The sequence below is a fragment of the Mycetohabitans sp. B46 genome (assembly GCF_037389205.1).
Classification (GTDB): Bacteria; Pseudomonadota; Gammaproteobacteria; order Burkholderiales; family Burkholderiaceae; genus Mycetohabitans.
On sequence record NZ_JADBGL010000009.1, the window covers coordinates 1 to 19,131 of the forward strand.

Annotated in this window: 15 protein-coding genes and 3 pseudogenes; 5 read left to right on the plus strand and 13 right to left on the minus strand. The window is 60.6% G+C overall.

What is annotated here, in order from left to right:
* The 4 genes from IHE30_RS10910 to IHE30_RS10925 form a co-directional block, all read right to left on the minus strand.
* Nucleotides 1–576 (minus strand): FAD-dependent oxidoreductase (locus IHE30_RS10910; RefSeq protein ID WP_337690564.1); only part of this gene is annotated, 576 nt, incomplete at its 3' end.
* Nucleotides 577–594: 18 nt separating this feature from the next.
* Nucleotides 595–2,142 (minus strand): FGGY family carbohydrate kinase, encoded by a 1,548-nt coding sequence (locus tag IHE30_RS10915; protein WP_337690566.1) that lies wholly within the window; start codon nucleotides 2,140–2,142, stop codon nucleotides 595–597.
* A complete protein-coding gene (locus tag IHE30_RS10920) occupies nucleotides 2,139–3,602 on the minus strand; it encodes an MFS transporter (protein WP_337690567.1) in 1,464 nt (487 codons plus the stop codon). Before IHE30_RS10920 ends, IHE30_RS10915 begins: the two co-directional genes overlap by 4 nt.
* 148 nt (nucleotides 3,603–3,750) lie before the next feature.
* Nucleotides 3,751–4,155, minus strand: coding sequence for a hypothetical protein (locus tag IHE30_RS10925; protein WP_337690569.1), 405 nt, complete (start codon nucleotides 4,153–4,155; stop codon nucleotides 3,751–3,753).
* 754 nt (nucleotides 4,156–4,909) lie between these two features.
* Between IHE30_RS10925 and IHE30_RS10930 the strand changes: the two genes are divergently transcribed.
* Nucleotides 4,910–5,785 (plus strand): helix-turn-helix domain-containing protein, encoded by an 876-nt coding sequence (locus IHE30_RS10930; protein WP_337690571.1) that lies wholly within the window; start codon nucleotides 4,910–4,912, stop codon nucleotides 5,783–5,785.
* On the opposite strand, the gene IHE30_RS10935 is transcribed toward IHE30_RS10930, so the two are convergent.
* From IHE30_RS10935 to IHE30_RS10960, 6 genes and pseudogenes are all read right to left on the minus strand, one after another.
* The gene (locus IHE30_RS10935; protein WP_337690572.1) at nucleotides 5,782–6,561 is read right to left on the minus strand and encodes an SDR family oxidoreductase; all 780 of its coding nucleotides are present in this window, start codon (nucleotides 6,559–6,561) and stop codon (nucleotides 5,782–5,784) included. The genes IHE30_RS10930 and IHE30_RS10935 overlap by 4 nt on opposite strands.
* Nucleotides 6,558–8,264: an ATP-binding response regulator gene (locus tag IHE30_RS10940; RefSeq protein WP_337690754.1), complete on the minus strand. Its 1,707-nt coding sequence runs from the start codon at nucleotides 8,262–8,264 to the stop codon at nucleotides 6,558–6,560. Before IHE30_RS10940 ends, IHE30_RS10935 begins: the two co-directional genes overlap by 4 nt.
* 118 nt (nucleotides 8,265–8,382) lie before the next feature.
* A complete protein-coding gene (locus IHE30_RS10945) occupies nucleotides 8,383–8,883 on the minus strand; it encodes a molybdopterin-dependent oxidoreductase (RefSeq protein WP_337690573.1) in 501 nt (166 codons plus the stop codon).
* Nucleotides 8,880–9,674, minus strand: coding sequence for a class I SAM-dependent methyltransferase (locus tag IHE30_RS10950; protein ID WP_337690575.1), 795 nt, complete (start codon nucleotides 9,672–9,674; stop codon nucleotides 8,880–8,882). Before IHE30_RS10950 ends, IHE30_RS10945 begins: the two co-directional genes overlap by 4 nt.
* Before the next feature lie 263 nt (nucleotides 9,675–9,937).
* Nucleotides 9,938–10,258 (minus strand): annotated as a pseudogene (locus IHE30_RS10955) (transposase); the annotation flags it as partial.
* Between the two features lie 173 nt (nucleotides 10,259–10,431).
* Nucleotides 10,432–10,695: a type II toxin-antitoxin system RelB/DinJ family antitoxin gene (locus tag IHE30_RS10960; RefSeq protein WP_337690576.1), complete on the minus strand. Its 264-nt coding sequence runs from the start codon at nucleotides 10,693–10,695 to the stop codon at nucleotides 10,432–10,434.
* A gap of 84 nt (nucleotides 10,696–10,779) precedes the next feature.
* On the opposite strand from IHE30_RS10960, the gene IHE30_RS10965 reads away from it, so the two are divergent.
* Together IHE30_RS10965 and IHE30_RS10970 are read left to right on the plus strand one after the other, a co-directional pair.
* Nucleotides 10,780–11,595, plus strand: a complete 816-nt coding sequence (locus IHE30_RS10965; protein WP_337690577.1) for a DUF6216 family protein — start codon at nucleotides 10,780–10,782, stop codon at nucleotides 11,593–11,595.
* Nucleotides 11,596–12,026: 431 nt separating this feature from the next.
* Nucleotides 12,027–12,140: pseudogene (locus tag IHE30_RS10970) on the plus strand (integrase core domain-containing protein); the annotation flags it as partial.
* 194 nt (nucleotides 12,141–12,334) lie between these two features.
* Here the strand turns inward: IHE30_RS10970 and gyrB are convergent.
* The 3 genes from gyrB to dnaA all read right to left on the minus strand — a co-directional run bounded on the left by gyrB (nucleotide 12,335) and on the right by dnaA (nucleotide 17,945).
* Nucleotides 12,335–14,818, minus strand: coding sequence for a DNA topoisomerase (ATP-hydrolyzing) subunit B (gene gyrB / locus IHE30_RS10975; protein WP_337690578.1), 2,484 nt, complete (start codon nucleotides 14,816–14,818; stop codon nucleotides 12,335–12,337).
* A gap of 99 nt (nucleotides 14,819–14,917) precedes the next feature.
* Nucleotides 14,918–16,024 carry a DNA polymerase III subunit beta gene (dnaN, locus tag IHE30_RS10980; protein ID WP_337690579.1) on the minus strand — a complete coding sequence of 369 codons (1,107 nt, stop codon included), beginning with the start codon at nucleotides 16,022–16,024 and terminating at the stop codon, nucleotides 14,918–14,920.
* Between the two features lie 367 nt (nucleotides 16,025–16,391).
* Complete coding sequence (dnaA, locus tag IHE30_RS10985; RefSeq protein WP_337690580.1) at nucleotides 16,392–17,945, minus strand: chromosomal replication initiator protein DnaA; 1,554 nt, start codon at nucleotides 17,943–17,945, stop codon at nucleotides 16,392–16,394.
* Nucleotides 17,946–18,369: 424 nt separating this feature from the next.
* Between dnaA and rpmH the strand changes: the two genes are divergently transcribed.
* Together rpmH and rnpA are read left to right on the plus strand one after the other, a co-directional pair.
* Nucleotides 18,370–18,504 (plus strand): 50S ribosomal protein L34, encoded by a 135-nt coding sequence (gene rpmH, locus IHE30_RS10990; RefSeq protein ID WP_006998755.1) that lies wholly within the window; start codon nucleotides 18,370–18,372, stop codon nucleotides 18,502–18,504.
* A 98-nt stretch (nucleotides 18,505–18,602) separates the two neighbouring features.
* Nucleotides 18,603–19,031 (plus strand): annotated as a pseudogene (gene rnpA, locus IHE30_RS10995) (ribonuclease P protein component); the annotation flags it as partial.
* Nucleotides 19,032–19,131 lie beyond the last annotated feature (100 nt).

Below are 19,131 nucleotides of genomic sequence, written 5' to 3' on the forward strand. Positions count from 1 at the left end.
ATCGTCCACGCGCGCATCGAAATACAGGAAGCCGCCGGTCAGATACGCTTCGTTGAACGTTGGGCAGTGCGACAGCACTTCGGCCTTGGTTAGTTTCTGGTGCAGGATGCCTTCGCGCCAGCCGCCAGCGAGGTCATACGTCCACAACAGGCTCTCGAAGGCCTTCGCCAGGCGCTTGTCGAACACGCCGTCGCGCTCCATCACCGGGAACAGGAACGGCAGCCGTTGCACCAGGTGGCGCGCATTGCGGCGCAGGCGCTGCCGCTCCAGCAGCGAGTGGCGTACCAGGCTAAGGTTGCCCTGCTCGATGTAGCGCAGGCCGCCGTGAACCATCTTCGAGGATTTGGACGACGTCCCGGATGCAAAGTCGCTCTTCTCGACTAACGCGACGCGATAGCCGCGCAGGCTCGCGTCCAGTGCCGCGTAGGCGCCGGTGACGCCGCCCCCGACGATCAACATGTCGAATGTGTCATCGCTTAGGCGCGCGAGCTGTTCCTCGCGTACCACGCGCAGTGGCGACGTGGTCGTCATCGCAGCCCGATCCTGCCTGGGCCGTCTGGATGGCAAGAAAATCATACTGGAGAATCTCCGTACTCAACCGTGATCGAAATCGGCTGCATGAGCAAGCTCAGATTGGATGCGCGCGTGCCATTTCGCGCGCCGCTGTTGCCGCAAGCCGGTGTCGGGCGACGGCTCGAACACCGCGTCGGTGACCAGCGTGGCACGGGCCGCGTCCAGCGAGCCCCACAGCAGGCCCGAGGCGCCGGCTAGAAACGCCGCGCCGCGCAGGCTCGCGCGGTCGCTCTCGCGGATACGCCGCACCGGCAGGCCGCTCAGATCCGCCTGGATCTGCAGCAGCACGTCGCTGCCCGACAGGCCGCCGCCGACCACCAACTCATGCACGTCGATACGTGCCAGTGCCTGGTTCGCCTCCATGCATGACGCCACCGAATGGCCAATGCCCTCGAGAAGGGCGAATGCGATCTCTTCCCGCGTGGTTGCAATCGATACCCCGGACAGCGATGCGCGGGCGCGAGGCTCCATCCGCGGCACGCGCAACCCGGTCAAGGCGGGAACGAACAGCACGCCGTGCGCCGACGATACGGTGCGGGCCAGGGCGCTGATTTGCTCCGGATGATCGAACCAGCGCAACGTGTCGCAAACCCAATTCAGCGCGGAGCCCGTCGTGGCGACGAAGTTTTCGAGCGAATAGTGGGAAACGCCGCCATGGCGGCGCGCTGTCATGGCCAGCGTTGCGCCGTATGATGGCGGGTGCTCATGCTCATCCACGCGCGTGGTGCACGGTAAGGCCGGGCCCGTTAGCAGATCGACGAAGCTGCCCGTGCCGTGCACGCACATCGATTGCCCACGGTCGAGACACCCGAGTCCGACCGCGCCGGCAAGCTGATCGCCCGCGCAGGCCAGGATCGGCACGTCGAGCCCGAGTAACTCGGGCTGGGTGCGGCCGAACGTGTCCGCGTCCTCGCGCAACGCCGGCAACAACTCACGCGGAAAGCCCAGCGCATCGACCCAGGCGTCAAAATACCGGTGCTCGGCCAGTAGATAGGCACCAGCCGAAGTCGCATTAGTCGGCGTGGTCACGCATGTGCGTTCGGTGGACAGGTGCCACAGCAGCCAAGTGTCGATCGTGCCGAACGCGAGGCGGCGTGCGCGGAACGCGTCGGCGACCGCTGGCACCGTGCGCAGTTGATGAGCGGCCCATCGATACGGCGAGCGCACGCCGGCGGGCCGGCCCACGCCCGCCATCAACCTGCGGTCCCAGGTGGTGGCTAGGCGGTCAAGCTCGGCCGCATGACGCGTGTCCTGCCAGACCATCGCAGGGACCAGTGCCCGTCCCGTATGCGTGTCCCATAGCACGGCCGTCGCCCGCTGGGTGGCGAGGGCCGCCGCGACGACACGTACCCTCTGCTGTGCGGCCTGTGCCAGCGTCGCGCGGCAGACCGCGACGGTCTTGTCCAGGATCGCATTCGCATCCTGCTCGACGACCCCTGGCTGCGGGCTGTCCACGCGCAGTGGCAGATATTCGAGGCAAGAGACGTGTCCACTGGCGTCGACTAGCGCGGCCCGTGTGCCAGACGTGCCTTCGTCGATCGCAAGGATGGCGTTTCGATACGCGGTCATGGCTGGGTTTTCTCAATGGCAGGGTTCGTGAGCGCCGGCTTGGGCGATGGGACGTCCTTGAACTGGGGGGCGTTTGGCTCGTTATCCGGGTTGATCGTCGTACGCGTGGGATCCCAGCGAATTGCAAAACAGATCGCGCTAGCGGCAAGCGGCACGACGGCCAGAATCAGAAAGGTCTGCTCCAGGCCGTAGCGTTCCAGGAGCAGCGGGAAGACGAGCAGTCCCAGCGCCGCACCGATCGAGCCGATCGCGCCAACAACGCCGTTGGCGCTGGCGCGCAGCTCGCCGCGGAACGACAGCGACGACAGACTCTTGCCATTCGCCCCCGGCCCGCCGGAATGAAACAGAATGAACAACGATGGAATGACCACGCACGCCCACAGCGGCATCCGGGCATGAAATAGGCCCAGTATCAGCAACATCGCAAAGACCGCTACAAATCCGATGGCCGACGCGTGCCGCAAGCCCAGCCGGCGTGCGATCAGCGGCGAGGCGAAGCCGCCCACGATACCGAATACGTTGAACACCAGTGCGCCGAGCGTCGCGTACACAAAATCCTTGCCGAACAGCGCCGCGCTGATCAGCGGTAAATACCAACCGATGGCGAAGTACTCGATCGATTGTCCGATCTGTACGGTGGCCGCCAGGACCGTGCGCGGCAGGTACACGCCGCGAAAGATCAACAGCACGTTGGCCAGCCCGCGCGTTGCCGGGTTGACCAGCGGCACGCGCTCATGTAGCGGCGCAGCGACGAATGGGCGAGCATAGATTTTCGCCATCGCACGGGCCGCATCATCCAGTCTGTTCCTGCGGGCGAGCCAAATCGGGCTTTCAACCAGGAATGCAAACTGCATGAGCAGAATGGCGAAGCCGAAGACGGCAGTGGCCGCCACCGAGTAGCGCCAGATCGCCTCCCCGACATTCCATGAGTGGAACAGCAACGCCAGCAACAAGTTCGTGCATACCGCCGTGTACCACATGCCTTGCCACACGTTCAGACGGCTTTTTAAGCGTGCTGGCGTGAACTCGGCCAGCATCGCCATGGCGATCGCGAAATCGATGCCGTATGCCATGCCGACGAAAAAGCGTCCCAGCAGGATCACTTCGAAGCGCGGCGCGAACACCACCAGCACCGCGCCGAGTACTGACAGCAGCTTCGCGATGATGAGGGGACGGATTCGGCCCCAGCGGTCCGCCATCCAACCGCCGACTGGATTGAACGCAATCGCCACCCACGATGCGAACGACGTCATCAGCGCCACCTGCGCCGCCGTCAAATGAAGCTCGTGCGTCATCGACCCGAGGCCCGCGCTCAGCGCTGAATTGGCGAATGCGTCGAGAAACAACCCACCGAGCGACAGCCACCAAATGAGGCCGGCTCTGCCCGCGATGCCGGACCGTGAGTCGAGGAACGATATGATGTCTTCAATGCCACGAATCTTGATCGCGATTGCTTGCACTGCCGGCCTCCATTCTCATGTTTCTGTAAGAGGCCTGAACAGACAACGCGATCGATGCGCGCAAGAGACCATCTTACAGATAGTCTCTTATCTAAATCTGTGCGCCCACTTTAAGGCGAGTGTGGGCGGCGTGTCAAGCGCGGCTGAACTAGCTGGGTCCCGCGCCCATGGATTGACGATAGTGCCGCAAAACGTCGATGTCGTGGCCCGTCAACGCACGTGGCTCGTCCTGGATGGCCTGGCAGTAGGCCATGACTTGCGCATCGTGCCGCATCCCCTCCAGCAGCAGCGTGGCAGTCGGTTCGTCATCCCTGCTCAGCGGCTGATATCGATTGCTGCGCATTGCGCGCAAAATGGCCCAGAGCACGGCTAGATGGCCGATCAACAACGCCGCGGCGATTTTCCACTGGCCGCCGCGACCCGCGTCGATATCCTGCAGCGCGCGGTAGATAATCATCATGCACAGCAGTACGGTCAACGCCGCCGCGCCGATATGCAGCCATTTGGTCACCTCAAATGCGATGGCACGGCGGTTGAGCTCGTCACGTGTCAACGGCCGTTCCAAGACGGCGCTCGCTCGTGTACCTGATTCGAAGCTCATGCCGCCACCCCCGATGCCGCTATATCCCGCCTTCGGCATCCATGGCGCCCGACCCGCAAAGGCGGGGCCGGTCCGTTCGTGTCTCGCTGTACTGTCGCCTGCTGTCCAGGCCTGCCTGCACTACGCTCGTTCATTGTCAGCGTTGTTGCCTCCACGTTAAGGGGAACGGCCACGTGGCTTTTGCTTTCACATTGGCCAGCATGCTCGAACCGTAAAGATAGGGTTGCGTCCATCGGGAGCGGTTCGATGTCGTAGACGCGCCTCGTGGTTTGGATGAACCCGGCGGCGCAACGCGGCGATTACTGCCATGCAACGAATTGCATGGCCCTTTGCGTTATCAATCGTTTGGATTGCATAAGATTCGTCAATTGAGGGCAGTAGGCTGCACAGTCCATTCAGGCATACGTCCTACTGCTGCACTATCGGCTCATCGAGTCTGCGGCGGGCCACGCTGAATCGACGCGAGCACGGGCCATTCGATCCATCATGGTCAACTGCATCTAGGCAGCCATGTCGGATTGCGTTGCATTTCTGTCTAATATCTTGTGTGTCCAGCAATAACACATCAAATCGTTGTACGGAATGCAAGTATTAAGGCCTAAATCTCGTGTGTCAAGCAATATATTGTTGAATTTCTTAAGATGTCATTGCATGGGATGCACGTTTTCTTCTAAAGTGCGGGGCGAGCAGACGAACCAGACATTACATGTTTTCAAGCGAAGACAAGGTTTCAGAAGAGTCGCTGGCGATTGCCATGCGAATCCATGATTTGCTGAACCGGCATGGTGTGGGCAAACGCCAGCACGCGGTGGAGATTCAGCGCATTCTCGGGCTGAGCTATTCGCAGGCCCACCGGAAAATGAAGGGGGCCAATCCGTGGACCATTGCGCAGGTCAAGGCGGTGGCGCAAGCGTATGGCGAATCGGCGGCGATGCTGCTCGACGGTATCGACTCGAGCGAGCCGGTTGGCGCCATAGCCGCGAAGATGCAAGAAGCGGTGTTTTATGTTGGCGAGGCTGTCTATCGTTGCCTAGCCGAGATTGGAGAGCGGGCGCATGACGTGTCGGGGCTGGAGTTCGTGGCGCTCAAGGAGGGCAATCGATGGAAGGTGTTTCCACTCGAGTCGGCGCCTGGGGGCGACTATTTCGTGGTCGAGCAGATCTTGATACGCCCTCGAGGCGCGCCCGAGTCGAGCCCGGTCATTGCGATACTCGATGACGATGCGCTATTGACTGCCGAGATGTGCTCGTATTTCCACTCTCATGGCTATGTTGCGCGGCCGTACAACACGGAGGCGACGTTTCGCGCGGCGCTTCGCGAGAACGTGTTCGATGGCTTCATTGTTGACTGGCTACTGGAAAGCGGCACGGCAGAGCAGACCATTCAATCGATCCGGCAGTCGCGCCACGGCGACGCGCCCATTTTGCTGCTGACCGGCAAGCTCGTGACGGGCGAGGCGAACGAGGACGATGTGGCGCGGGTGATCCAGCAATACGATGTGAAGCCCTTTGAGAAGCCGGCGCGACTGAACTGGGTGGCGGTGGAGCTGGCGCGGCGGCTCAAGGCGGGGGCGCCCGGCTAGGACCGTGGAGCGCGATGCAGATAGATGACGTCTTGCTGCACGGGTATCAGGTTCTGGCCGCTATCGACGACGAAATCGGTGCCGTTGTAGGCCGGGGAAGCCAGCAGCAGGACCGCCGCTGCGACATCGGCCGGGCCGGCCACTCTGCCCAGCAAGTTGGACTGGTGGGCCGCGTACTGAAAGTCTGCATCGGTCTGGCTGTCGCTGGGCAACATCAGCCCGGGAAAAACCGCGTTAATGCGTAAAACCGGCGCAGCCGAGATCGCAAGCATTTGCGTCAGGTTGCCGAGCGCGGTCTTTCCGACCGTATAAGTGAAGTGGTCGCGGTGAAAGTTGCCTTTCACCTTTTGGTCCACGACATTGACCACTGCGCCGGTTGCACCCGCGGCCTTCGCGCAGTCGTGGAAGGCCCGCGTCAGCAGGATCGGCGCTCTGCAGTTCACCGCCCATGCCTGATCCAGCGCTTGCACGGAGAAGTCGCTGAAATCGTCTTGCCAAAAAACCGCTGCGTTGTTGACCAGCAGGTCCAGCCGGCCGAAGTGCGCGAAGACATCTTGGATGAGCGAGTCGATCTGAGCGGCGTCCTGCAGGTCAGCGTTGAAGGCAAGTGCGTCATATCCGGCATGCTGCAGCGCCAATGCGGCCGTTTCCGCCTCGTCGCGCGCTGTGTGCGCGTGCACCGCCAAGCGATACCCGTTTTTTGCGAGATGCTCCAGGATTTCCCTGCCCGCCCGTTTGGCCGAACCGGTCACCAGTGCTACCTTACCGACGCTCATGAAGGTTCTCCATCCAGCAGTTTTCCGAATGCGGTGCGCAGCGCGTCAATCCGGATCGGTTTCATCAAAAGATCGTCGAACATGGCCAATTGCGTTTCACTGAGCAGCTCCGGCGCCGATGCGCTCACGCCAATCAGCTTTGAATGAGGCGCGCCGGTTTTCCGGATCCATCGTGCCAACGAAGCGCCGTCTTCCCCCGGCATCTGCAGGTCAATGAGCGCGACATCCACTTCCCGCTGGCTGAGCATGACTCTGGCTTCCCACGCCGAGTCCACGGCGGTAACGGCCAGGCCCAAGCTGCGCATGAGCGCGGCCAGCGCGTCCCGCATCTGGGGCTGGTCATCTACCACCAGCGCCTGCTTGCCGCTCAGCGGCGTGTCCGGCAGCGCGCTTTGCCTGTCGTCGTTGGACTGCCCGCGACGTATCAACGAGTCGGTCGGTTCGCGAAACGTGACTTCGAACGTTGATCCAACGCCGAGCGCCGACGTAACGGTAATATGGCCGCCGAGCAGTCGCACCAGCCCCTCGACAATGGCCAGACCCATGCCGATGCCCGTGTGGCTGCGCGCGTTGCCGTCGTCAAGCTGCACGAACGGCTCAAACAACTTTTCCTTAGCCTGCTCCGGGATGCCGATGCCGTGGTCGGTTACCGCGATCCGCGTGATGCACTCCGATGCAGCAATGTGCTGCGTCGCACGGATTAGCACGTCGCCTTGAGTCGAATACTTGATTGCGTTGTCGACTAGGTTGAGCAGGATCTGCCGTATCCGTTGCTGATCGGAGTGAATCAACCATACGATGCCGCACGTGTCGATCTGCACAGACAGCTGTTTGAGCGCGGCCATTGGCCGCATCTGTGTGGCGACCTGCTGCACAATATCGATTAAATCCACCGGCGCGATGCGCAACTTGAGCTTGCCCGCGTCAAGCCTTGCATAATCAGCCAGGTCGCGCAATTGCGCGTCGATCTGTTCGGCCGCCTGCTCCATTCGCAACACGGCGCGCATGCTCCTTGTCGACAGTTCGGCATCCGCAAGACTCGAAAGACCGGCCGATATCGTTTGTAACGGCGTGCGGATCTCGTGCCCGATCGCTCCCAGGAACGCACTCTTGGCTTTCAATGACGCATTGGCCGCCGCCGTCGCGCTTTGCTCAGCGATTCTCCAGGTCCGCTCCCGCCGGGCGGCGCGCATGCCACGATACGTGGCGATGGTCAATGCGATTAAGAACGAGCTCGTCAACGAAGCTGCAACGATACTGCTCGCCCACAGTACCCGGCGCTTGTGTCGAAAATCCTCCAGCGCAATGTCGCGACGTTTGTTTTCCGCTTCGCCAATGCCTTGCGCAAATTGAAGGGTTGACTCGTCCAGCGCGTGCAGGTGGTCGGCGATGACGCGCGCCGTCGACCTGTCGCCCGGCTGCAGATTGACGATGAGCGGATCGATCGTTTGCAGGCAATGTTGGATGGCCGCTATGGCCTGCACGTAGTCCGGCACGCTCAGTTGTACCTGGGTGGTATCCGACGGCTTCGAAATAAGCGAAAACTTTGACACCAGGATCTCATAGGAACGCTGGATCTCGTCCAGGTCCTGGCTGTCGCCGCTCGCATACCGCAAAAGCAGGTTTTCCAGGCGGTCTGCGTTGAACTTAAACTGGGCGGGCGCCCAGTAGTAGTTTTCCTGCGGACCGGCCAGTTTGTACACGGACAAGGGTTCCGTGCTGGTCCACTGAAGTGCCGTATAGCCCCATGCCGCTATCACCAGCGCGAGCGCCACCCCCAACAAGGTGCCTACCCGCGACCAGCGAAGCCCTTGGCACGTATCATCTGACCTCAATCGACTTCACCTGCCACACGAACCGCCCGGCGACTTCTGAGCGATTCAACTCCTTTGGGAACTTGTCGCGGGGGTAGACAAGGAACAGTGGGCCAAAATCCCTGAGCGTCAGCTGTTTGCCGTTGATTTGGTCGGCTAGAATCACGCCGTACCGGTGCGCGTCGCTGAGCGGGACCGCATACGATATATAGCCATCGTGTGCCGTCACCCGAAGCGTCGTTCCCTTTGCGCCCACCTTGGATAGCACGTCGCTGAGCAGCACGCCGGAAAATTGCGACGAGGGCGTCCAGTTCGTGGCCGTGGTGAACTGGGCACGCGGCATCGACCGCCATTCCTGCTCCGTGAAACGGTATACGTGAGTACCTGGCACATTCGTGTGTTGGATATTGCCCGTGACGTCCAGTTGTATCGGCGTGGCCTGTGCGAGGCCGCCGACGACAAACAAGATGAGCGCGAGGCCTCTCGCGAGTGTTGCGAACTTGTTCATGCGGGTTCTCCTGACGAGCTGATCGGCTCAAGCGGTATCTCGGGATTGGCATGCCAGATAAGCGGTTGCGCAGGCAGCCACGATGGCAGTCTGTGAAACGCGATATGCAAGCCGTCGCTCAAATGGCGTACCGACCACCCGTACCCAGAGAACAGTTGGGCAAGCGCGCGCCGCGTGTAGATCGTCACATGGCCGTTGCGCGGCGCGACGTACCAGTGGCCGACATCGTGTGCCAGGATGTTGTCGCTCGTGTAAGTCGAGAAAAGGCACACCCCTTGTGGTTTCGCGAAGCTCAGCATCTGTGCGACCGTATCGCGCGGCGTGGGCGTATGCTCCAGCACTTCGAATGCCGTGACCATGTCATGGGAAATCTTTGCATGCCCTTCGCGCGCCTGTCCAATCGGCTCGAAGCCATGCGCGTGCACGCCCCACTGCCGAAGCAGCTCGGGCATTCTTCCGCTGCCCGTGCCATAGTCCATGACCTTGGCGGTCGGGAAATGCTGAAGCAGGTCCCGAACGAGCAATGCATTTTGCGTGGGCCTGCGCTCGACGACATCCGGATCGACGCTAACGTAGTCCTCGTTGTAGACGTGAGACAAAAATTGGTGGCTTGACCATTGATCGAGCGCTTTCGTGAACAGCAGGCCGCATTGGCTGCAGCGCATATAGGGTATCGGCAGTGGGTTTGCTTGCTCGTCCGTCGTGGCGGGATCGACGCAGCTTTTCGAAAAATCAGCGTACCCGTCCAGGTCAGCCGGTGCGTCGCACACCTTGCAGTAGCAAACGGCCACATCACTACCGATAGCAGATAGGTAGATCCTCGGTGCAGCCATTAAATAATAGACAGATCTGTCTGGACGAGGTTGGCGATTGAGGAAGCATATCGCCGGTGCCCGTGCGTCGCAATGCTTGTGTCCGTCCTTTTTATAAAAAGACGAAAGGCTTGTTTTTTATGACAAAGTGGTGAGTTGTGGCAGTGGCCAGTCCATGCTATACCAGCCCTTTTACGTGCTAGCTGAGGCTGGCGTATCGGTGAAACGTTCAGCGAAGCGTTCACCTGTTTCAGGCTCGAGGTCTTGATGACGTGGGCATGCTTAGCCGCTTCGATCGTCTCAGTCAGCAGCGCTTCAACGCCGGCTTCGCCCAGCCGCTTGCGCCAGCGCGTCAGGCTCGACGGATTGATTGGCGGCTTCGTCTGCAAGTGCGTCTGGCCGGTGAGCACTTGTTAATACGGGTTCTCGAGCCATTGCCAGAGCACGCTCTCGTCTGACAGGTTAAAGGCGTGCTGCAAGTCCAGCGGCCCTGTGATTAAGCGTGGCGGGCTGGCCGCTCGGCCCCGGTGCGACACGAAACTTGCGCGCATCGCTGTGCCCAACGATCCTAACCTTTATATAAAGGGATGCGCGATCGTCAGACCGTTTTCCAGAATGTGGCCGTGGTTCATACCCCACGATTACCAGGCCCTGCTGCCGTGACGGCTCTCCGCCTCAACACACTGACGCATGGCAGAGCGCCCGCGCAAACCATGTCGTCTACTGAAAGCTTACCTCAATCCTGCGCATGCAGGTCCACCATTAGCGCTTCAACGCTATTGAAGCGCTTGAGGTTGCCTACGCGTGCCTCGCGCATAGCCGCGATAGTGATTTCGTTCGGCACCAGCGGCTCAGATGGAAGCGTCTTTTCGCGGACGGCGCAGGTCAGCATGATGCGAAAGGCGTCCGACACAGTAAGGCTCGTCACCGCCAGTACGATCGCCGCCTCTTCTTTGGTACGCTCGTCGAGGCGGGCGGGAGCAACCGCGTTTGCAGACATCCCGCAGGCTAGACGCTTGCATGTGCAGTTTCCTATCTTCATTGCCATTCGCTAAACTCATCAAAGCACCCAGGAATCGACAACGTGGAATCTCTTTCAACATTTGTCCATAGTCCACTTTTTTCACAACTATCTATCATCATCGGCGGGCTGATTATGGTCGGCCTATTTTGGTGGCGTGCCGGCTCGATTCATTCCGTGCTGGACCGGCTTTGGCAACTGTTCGCCGGCAAGGCCGACGTGCATGATCCAGTACTGAAAGCGCTCCTGCTGGAAAGCCGCGACATTGAAAAATTTAAATATACCTACCGGTTGAAGGTAGAGACCATGGCTGCAATCCACATGCTCGACAAATGGAGAAGAACACACGAAATTAGCATGTCTCAGCTTCAAAGAATGCGCTCTTGGATTGATACTACATTGCCCGAGGTGGTGCGTCAGCCATCTAGGCACTATGTTTTGATCCATTTCGCGTCGGCTTGCTTAGCGCTGCTGCTAATGTTAGGTATCGGTCAACTCGCCGCGTCGGGCAATGCCTACCTTCAAATGCGCGTATCCAAAGTATTATTCAAGACTGACGCTGTCACGGTTAAGGCACCGCTGGAAGGTTGGTCCTTCGATTCGGCAAGATGTGCGGCCGACAAAGCTGGCCTCGCGCAACTGACCGGCTTCAATGCTTCCGAGACCGACGCAATTTGCAATGCTTTGAAAGACAATAGTTTGAAAGCGCTGGTCAAACAAACCCTGAAATGCCAAGCATGGGTTGCAATTGCTGCCGTTCTGGTTGCCGTCGTCGTAGCTTTGAGCAATATCCTGGCTGTGCGTTCAGCAAAAGAAGCCTTGCGCCTTAGAAAGCGGCTGTATCTATCCAGTGAAGATGACGGTAAGGAGGAGGACTAGGCCGTGCAGCCTGAATCGCCAAAATCTAAGTCCTCGCGTTTTAAGGGCCGAATGAAGGCTGTGCTGGATGGCGTGGAGGTTGATCACCCATTCGAACCGCACGGCCAGTGAAGTTCGTCTCCAAGGTTACCAGCTTGATATCGAACTCTGCGCGTTGTCTCGCCATCTCAAGTATCACTTTAAGTCGGTAGTCGATGAGGTACCGTTGTAGCTACGGCAAGGCATTCTTCAACGCCTCGCTTGTCGCCTGGCTCATACAGAGAAGGCTTTTGCCAAGCTACGGGAACATCGCCGCTCGTAAAGTACGCAGGCGGGTCAGGCCTCAAGCCACTGTTCCCCTTCGTGCAGCCGTGGCTGAATACCGAATGTGACTTGCGCGCTGGCCCACAAGCTGTTCCAGCGCACTAAGAAATCTGGCAGGCTTTCGCCGTGTCGAACTGGATTTCAGCCGACTTGACAAGTCGACCGACAATGCACGTATCGAATCCTTCAACGGACGGCGGCGCCAGGCGTGCGTGAACTCCCACTGGTTCTTGTCGTTGGCGTGATGCGGCGAGTCCATGCCTGCCACGACGGATTCAAAGGAGCCGAACATTCCTGGTTCTGAATCGGACTAATACTGGAGCAGGCTTAATATTCCAAAACCCGAAGCCCGAGCTTTTAGAAAAGCGGACCCATAAGTTAAAAGACTTATGGGTCCGTTTTTTCGGGCGAGGTGTCCGGCTATCTACAGCAATGCTCAAACATCAATATTTCCGGCCCGCAACGCATTGCTCTCGATAAACGCCCGTCGTGGCTCGACCTCGTCACCCATCAACGTCGTGAAGATCCCATCGGCAGCGATCGCATCCTCGATCTGTACCCGCAGTAACCGACGCACGGCTGGGTCCATCGTGGTCTCCCACAGCTGTTCCGGATTCATTTCGCCGAGCCCCTTGTAGCGCTGCTTTGACACATTGCGCTCCGCATCCGCAAGCAGCCACTTCATTGCGCTCTTGAAATCCGTCACGGCCATGGTCCGCTCGCCGCGCTTGATCATCGCGCCGGTGCCAATCAGCCCCTTGAACGTATTGGCGGTATTCGTCAGCTGCTGGAAGTCCGCGGTCAGCAGAAACTCTTCGTCGATGACCGAGACCCTGATATTGCCGTGATGTCGCCGCTCGATGCGCAGCGAACGCAACTCGCGCACGGCGTCATATTGCGGCAAGACCGATACGTCCGGTTTGAGCGCGCTATCGCGCAGCTTGTTCTGCAGGGCTTGCGCGGATTGCCGCGCCGCGTCCTCGGACGTCAGGTCGATGGGCACGCCGTCCATGACCGCTTCGAGCGAAGCCTCGTCATAGAGCTTGCTGAGCCGGTCCACCACCGCCTGCGCAAGCAGGTACGAGCGAGCGAGCTCGCCCAGCGCGTCGCCGACGATCGGCGCCACGCCTTCCGACGGCACCAGCTCCGCGCCATGTAGCGCCAGCTTTAGCATGTGCTGGTTCAACTCGTGCTGGTCCTTCAGGTAACGCTCCTCTTTGCCGGCCTTCAGCTTGAATAGCGGCGGCTGTGCAATGTAGACATACCCGCGCTCGATCATTTCGGGCATCTGCCGATAGAAGAATGTCAGCAGCAGCGTGCGGATATGCGCGCCGTCCACGTCCGCATCGGTCATGATGATGATGCGGTGGTAGCGCAGCTTCTCCAGATTGTAGTCGTCCTTGCCGATGCCGCAACCGAGGGCGGTAATTAATGTGACGATCTGCTCGGACGACAGCAGCTTGTCGTACCGCGCTTTCTCGACGTTCAGCACCTTGCCGCGTAGCGGCAGGATCGCCTGGAATTTACGGTCGCGTCCTTGCTTCGCGGAACCGCCCGCGGAGTCGCCCTCGACGATGTAGATTTCCGATTTCGCCGGGTCTTTTTCTTGGCAATCGGCCAGCTTGCCGGGTAGCCCGACGCCATCCAGCACACCCTTGCGGCGCGTCATCTCACGCGCCTTGCGCGCCGCGTCGCGCGCCCGCGCGGCATCGACGATCTTGCCGCAGATGACCTTCGCGTCGTTCGGGGTCTCGAGTAGGTATTGCTCGAGCGCTTTTGCCACGACTTCTTCGACCGGTGCGCGCACTTCCGAGGACACCAGTTTGTCCTTCGTCTGTGAGCTGAACTTGGGCTCCGGCACCTTGACGCTGAGTACGCATGACAGCCCTTCACGCATGTCGTCGCCGGTCGTCTCGATCTTCGCCTTTTTCGCGATCTCGGTGTCGGTGATGTATTTGTTGATCACGCGCGTCATCGCCGCGCGCAGCCCGGTCAGGTGTGTGCCGCCGTCCCGCTGCGGAATGTTGTTTGTGAAGCACAGGACGTTTTCGTTGAAGCTGTCGTTCCACTGCATCGCGACTTCGACGCCGACGCCGTCCTTTTCGCCGACGACATGGAAGATGTTCTGGTGCAATGTCTGCTTGGTCTTATTGATGTATTCGACGAAACCCTTTACGCCGCCCGCGAAGGCGAAATCGTCTTCCTTGCCGGTGCGCTGGTCGGTCAGCCGGATCCGTACGCCATTGTTTAGGAACGACAACTCGCGCATGCGCTTGGCGAGAATGTCGTAGTGGTACTCAACCGTGCCAAAGATCGTGTCGTCGGCCAGAAAGTGCACTTCGGTGCCGCGGTTCTCGGTGTCCCCGATAAGCAACATGGGCGAGACTGGCTCACCGTCGCGCTGCTCGAGCACACGCTCCTGCACGACGCCGCGATGAAATTCTAGAAAATGCTTCTTGCCCCCACGGCGCACGGTGAGCCGCAGCCATTTGGAGAGTGCGTTGACGCACGACACGCCGACGCCGTGCAGCCCGCCGGACACCTTGTAGCTGTTCTGGTCGAACTTGCCGCCGGCGTGCAGCTCGGTCATCACAATTTCGGCCGCGCTGCGCTTCGGTTCGTGCTTGTCGTCGCGCTTGATGTCGGTCGGGATCCCCCGGCCGTTGTCGGTCACGGAGATCGAGTTATCCGCGTGAATCACCACATGGATGTCGTTGCAGTGTCCGGCGAGTGCCTCGTCAATCGAGTTGTCGAGTACTTCGAATACAAGATGGTGCAGACCGGTGCCGTCGGAGGTGTCCCCGATATACATGCCTGGGCGCTTGCGTACAGCTTCGAGACCTTCGAGGATCTGGATTGACGACTCGCCATAGCTGTTATCCGCGCTCGAATTCGCTTGCAGATTGTGCTGTTCAGTCATGAATTTCTTCCGGTTCTGCGTACTGCTTAAACACCCAATAAACATCAAAGGGGCCGGGATGGTTCCCTAGGCCCCTTGGTCATCGCTCTGCTTTGCGGGTCATATCCGCATTGGCATCACCACGTATTTAAATTGTTCGTTCTCAGGGATCGTGATCAACGCGCTCGATGTCGCATCGCTGCCCAGCGCGACCTGGATCATGTCGACTTTCAGGTTTGCGAGCACGTCCAGTAGATACGTGACGTTGAAGCCCACGTCCAGCGTATCGCCCTGGTACGCGATCTCTAGCTCTTCCTGTGCCTCTTCCTGATCGGCATTAGTCGACATAATTTTCAGCTGGCCGGGCGCGACGATGCACCGTACGCCCTTAAACTTATCCGACGTCAGGATCGCCGCCCGTTGTAACGAATGCTGCAATTCGTCACGGCCGATCACGAACGAGTTCTTGTAGCCCTTCGGGATCACGCGTTGGAAGTCCGGAAACTTGCCCTCGACGAGCTTGGACACCAGTTCCACCTGGCCGAATGTGAATTTCACTTGCGTGGACGCGATATCGATGCTCAGCGGGTCGTCGATGTCTTCCAGCAGCCGCTGTAGCTCGAGGATCGTCTTACGCGGGATGATCACCTCTTGGCGTGCAAATGCGCCATCCGTCTTCATCGATGAGAACGCGAGGCGGTGGCCGTCGGTCGCCACAGCCATCAACTGATCGCCGTCGACTACCAGAAGCATGCCGTTCAAGTAATAGCGGATGTCCTGCTGCGCCATCGCGAAATGGACCATTCCAAGCAATTGCTTGAACGTCTTCTGCGGCACCGATAGGTTCGCGCCGAAGTCCTTTGCCTGCGCTAACGTCGGGAACTCGTCGGCCGCTAGCGTTTGTAGCGCGAACCGGCTTTTGCCGGACTGAACGGTCAGCCGCTTGTCGGACAACGTCAGCGTGACGTCGCCGATGGGCATCGCGCGCAAGATGTCGACGAGCTTGCGTGCAGCTACCGTCGTGGCGACTTGCTCGTTGCCGATGCCAAAGTCGGCACGCGTGGTGATCTGCAATTCGAGGTCGGTGGACAGGAACGACACGTCCGGGCCGTTTTTGGAGATCAGCAGATTGGCGAGGATCGGCAGCGTATGGCGGCGTTCGACAATACCGCTGACCGTCTGTAACGGACGTAGCAGGGTGTCTCGTTCGGTCTTGACCAATTGCATAGAATTCCTTCGTTGATATGACGGCTCATCCGCCCCCATCGCCATTGCCGTGCGTAGCGCCCGGTGCGGGGCGGCCCCGGGCCCCGCGCCGCAGGGCATATGGCGGTCGATCAAACAGGCGTTTGAACAAGGCGTTGCGCCCGGCTGTCGGCCCGCCGGCCATAAACCCGTATTGTGCCTGAAAAACACCCAAGTTTGTCCGACCCCTATGGGGGTGATCATGCCGGCTTCCTAGGCGGCGCTTGCGGCGGCGTATGGGTTCTGTGCTGCACGGCGCCCCCCGAGGGCCGCTACCGGCCATGCGGGGTGGGGGCAGCCAGCGCCGCGACGCGGCACCGTGGGCCGCCGTCCCGGACCGTCAGGGCGGCTATCCCTTCAGGGTTTGCTCGAGCACGTGCAACTCGTGGTTCAACTGCGCATCCTTGCCGCGCTCGTCGGAGATCTTGCGCACCGCGTGCAGCACGGTTGTATGGTCGCGACCGCCAAACAGTTCGCCGATCTCGGGCAGGCTTTTCTGCGTCAGCTCCTTGGCCAGGTACATCGCGATCTGGCGCGGCCGCGCAATGTTGGCGGGGCGCTTCTTCGAGTACATGTCGGCGACCTTGATGTTGTAGAAGTCGGCGACGGTCTTCTGGATGTTCTCGACCGAGATCTGGCGGTTCTGCACCGTCAGCAGATCCTTGAGCGCTTCCTTGGTCAGCTCGATCGTGATTTCGCGTCCGTGGAACTTCGAGTACGCGAGAATCTTGCGTAGGGCCCCTTCAAGCTCGCGCACGTTCGAGCGCAGGTGCTTCGCGACGAAGAACGCGACGTCCTCGTTCAGTACGACGCCCTCGGACTGCGCCTTGCGCATTAGGATCGCGACACGCATCTCTAGCTCGGGCGGCTCGATCGCCACCGTCAGGCCGGAGTCAAAGCGCGAGATCAACCGGTCATCGATGCCGGAAATCTCCTTCGGATACGTATCGCTAGTGATGATCACCTGCGCCTTGTTCGCAACCAGCGCCTCGAACGCGTAGAAGAATTCCTCTTGCGTGCGCGACTTGCCGGAGAAGAACTGAATATCGTCGATTAGCAGTAAGTCCAGCGAATGGTAGTAACGCTTGAACTCGTCGAACGCCTTGCGCTGGTACGCCTTGACGACGTCGGACACGTACTGCTCCGCATGGATGTAGCGGATGCGCGCATTGGCCTTGTCCTGCAGCAGTTGGTTGCCGATCGCGTGGATCAAGTGCGTCTTGCCCAGGCCGACGCCGCCGTACAGGAACAGCGGGTTGTACGATACGCCGGGGTTGTCGGCAACCTGGATCGCCGCGGCGCGCGCGAGCTGGTTCGCCTTGCCGGTGACGAAGTTTTCGAACGTGAGGACCGGATTGAGCTTGGAGCGCTCGTATGCGGAATCGGCCTCGGGCGACGGCGTGGGCGTGCCGGCGCGAAAATTGCGCCGCGCTGCCGCGGCTTCGTTCGCGTCTAGGTTCGGCAAGTCCAGTTCTGCGTTGCCGTCCGCGGTCGCGGCGCTGGCCGTGCTGAGCGCCTGAGCCATCGTTGGGTGAGGCGGTGAGCCATTGGCCAGCGCGGCGGCCGACGTGCCCGAGGCCGCGGCAATGACCGCGTCCACGGCGTTGGCGAGCGGGCTGCCGCTGGCGCGCCGCGCCGGCTGTGCCTTCATGCCGGCTTTCGGATCGAGGACGAACTGAACGTGCACCGGATGCTGCCAAAAGTCCCGCGCCAGGTCGGTGATGCGCCCCGAAAATTGGCTTTTCACCCAGTCAAGCTTGAAGCGGTTTGGCGCGGCAATGCGCACCGTGCTGGCTTCAGCATCGAAGTCGACCAGCGTGAGCGGTTTGATCCACGTCGCGTACTGCTGAGGCGTCAGCTCACGCGCCAGCAGTGTCGAGCAGTGTTGCCAGAAATCGTTCATGTGGTCTGTTGTGGTGTCGCGACGTCGTATCGGCCGCACCGCTGGACGCGAACGGCACGGTTTCCCTCAGGATTCTTCATAGGCTTGCATTCGAAGCTGTGGGACGCACTCAGCCGCAGATGCGACAACGCATTGCGGCGGCCGAAGCGGCGTACTGGATTCTTGGGATAGCCGGAATTCTACCGCCAAACGCGTCAGGCAGGGCGAGTTATCCACAGGGTCGGTTCGCCGCCGTTGTCGCGGATGCTCGGCGCGGCGGCATGCGCCGGTGAACGTAAGATATTGACGCCGCAAAGAAAAGCGGTTTAAATAGCGGGTTCCGCGAAAACCAAATTTTTCGGCTCGGCGTCGCATTGCCGTTGTGCTGGCGCGTCAGTTCCTTGCAAAGCACGCCGCGGCCCATCCTCCAACGAGTGAGAGCAACATGAAACGTACCTATCAACCGTCCGTGACGCGCCGCAAGCGCACCCATGGCTTCCGTGTTCGCATGAAGACCGCGGGCGGCCGCAAAGTCATCAACGCTCGCCGCGCGAAGGGCCGTAAGCGCCTGGCCGTCTAAGGCCGGCGTGACGCTGGGTAGCGACAGTCGGCGGCCGAGCAGCGCGGTTCGTGTGCGTCGATGCCGGGCAATGCCCGCCATGGGCGGTATGCCGAGCGGTGCGACGGGCCGGCCCACTAGACGAGAGGCCTGAGCGCGTGCGCACGACACCTGCTGGTTTCCCGAAGGCCGCAAGGCTGCTGAAAACGGATGAGTTCTCATCCGTTTTTCGTTTGCGCCCATGGGCGCGCTCCGCTCACTTCGTGCTGTACGGCCGCCCCACCGGGCAGGCTGCGCGGCTCGGCGTGGTTGTCGGCAAGAAGCAGGCGCCGCGCGCGGTCACGCGCAACCTGGTCAAGCGGCTGGTTCGCGAGGCGTTTCGCGTGCGACGCCTGGAGTTGACTGGCTGGGACGTGCTGATCCGGCTGTCGGGCAAGATCGACCGTGCGCGGTTCCCGAGTGCCGAGTCTGCAGCGCTCACGCAGATGCTGCAAGCGCAGATCGAGGGGCTGGTCGGGCGCGCGGTGCGTGAGGCTGCACGTCGCGCGGGCGGCGAACGGCCTGTGCAGGCCCAGGCGTCGGTGCTCGCGCCGTGCCGAGGGCCAGCGGCGGCCTCGGCTTCGTCGGGCACGGCGCCGGGTGATGGCC

Coding starts and splice junctions, on each gene's coding strand:
- IHE30_RS10915 (WP_337690566.1), bottom strand. CDS start 2,142: ATGACCGCGTATCGAAACGCCATCCTTGCGATCGACGAAGGCACGTCT.
- IHE30_RS10930 (WP_337690571.1), top strand. CDS start 4,910: ATGTTTTCAAGCGAAGACAAGGTTTCAGAAGAGTCGCTGGCGATTGCC.
- IHE30_RS10935 (WP_337690572.1), bottom strand. CDS start 6,561: ATGAGCGTCGGTAAGGTAGCACTGGTGACCGGTTCGGCCAAACGGGCG.
- IHE30_RS10945 (WP_337690573.1), bottom strand. CDS start 8,883: ATGAACAAGTTCGCAACACTCGCGAGAGGCCTCGCGCTCATCTTGTTT.
- IHE30_RS10960 (WP_337690576.1), bottom strand. CDS start 10,695: ATGTCTGCAAACGCGGTTGCTCCCGCCCGCCTCGACGAGCGTACCAAA.
- gyrB (WP_337690578.1), bottom strand. CDS start 14,818: ATGACTGAACAGCACAATCTGCAAGCGAATTCGAGCGCGGATAACAGC.
- dnaN (WP_337690579.1), bottom strand. CDS start 16,024: ATGCAATTGGTCAAGACCGAACGAGACACCCTGCTACGTCCGTTACAG.
- dnaA (WP_337690580.1), bottom strand. CDS start 17,945: ATGAACGATTTCTGGCAACACTGCTCGACACTGCTGGCGCGTGAGCTG.
- rpmH (WP_006998755.1), top strand. CDS start 18,370: ATGAAACGTACCTATCAACCGTCCGTGACGCGCCGCAAGCGCACCCAT.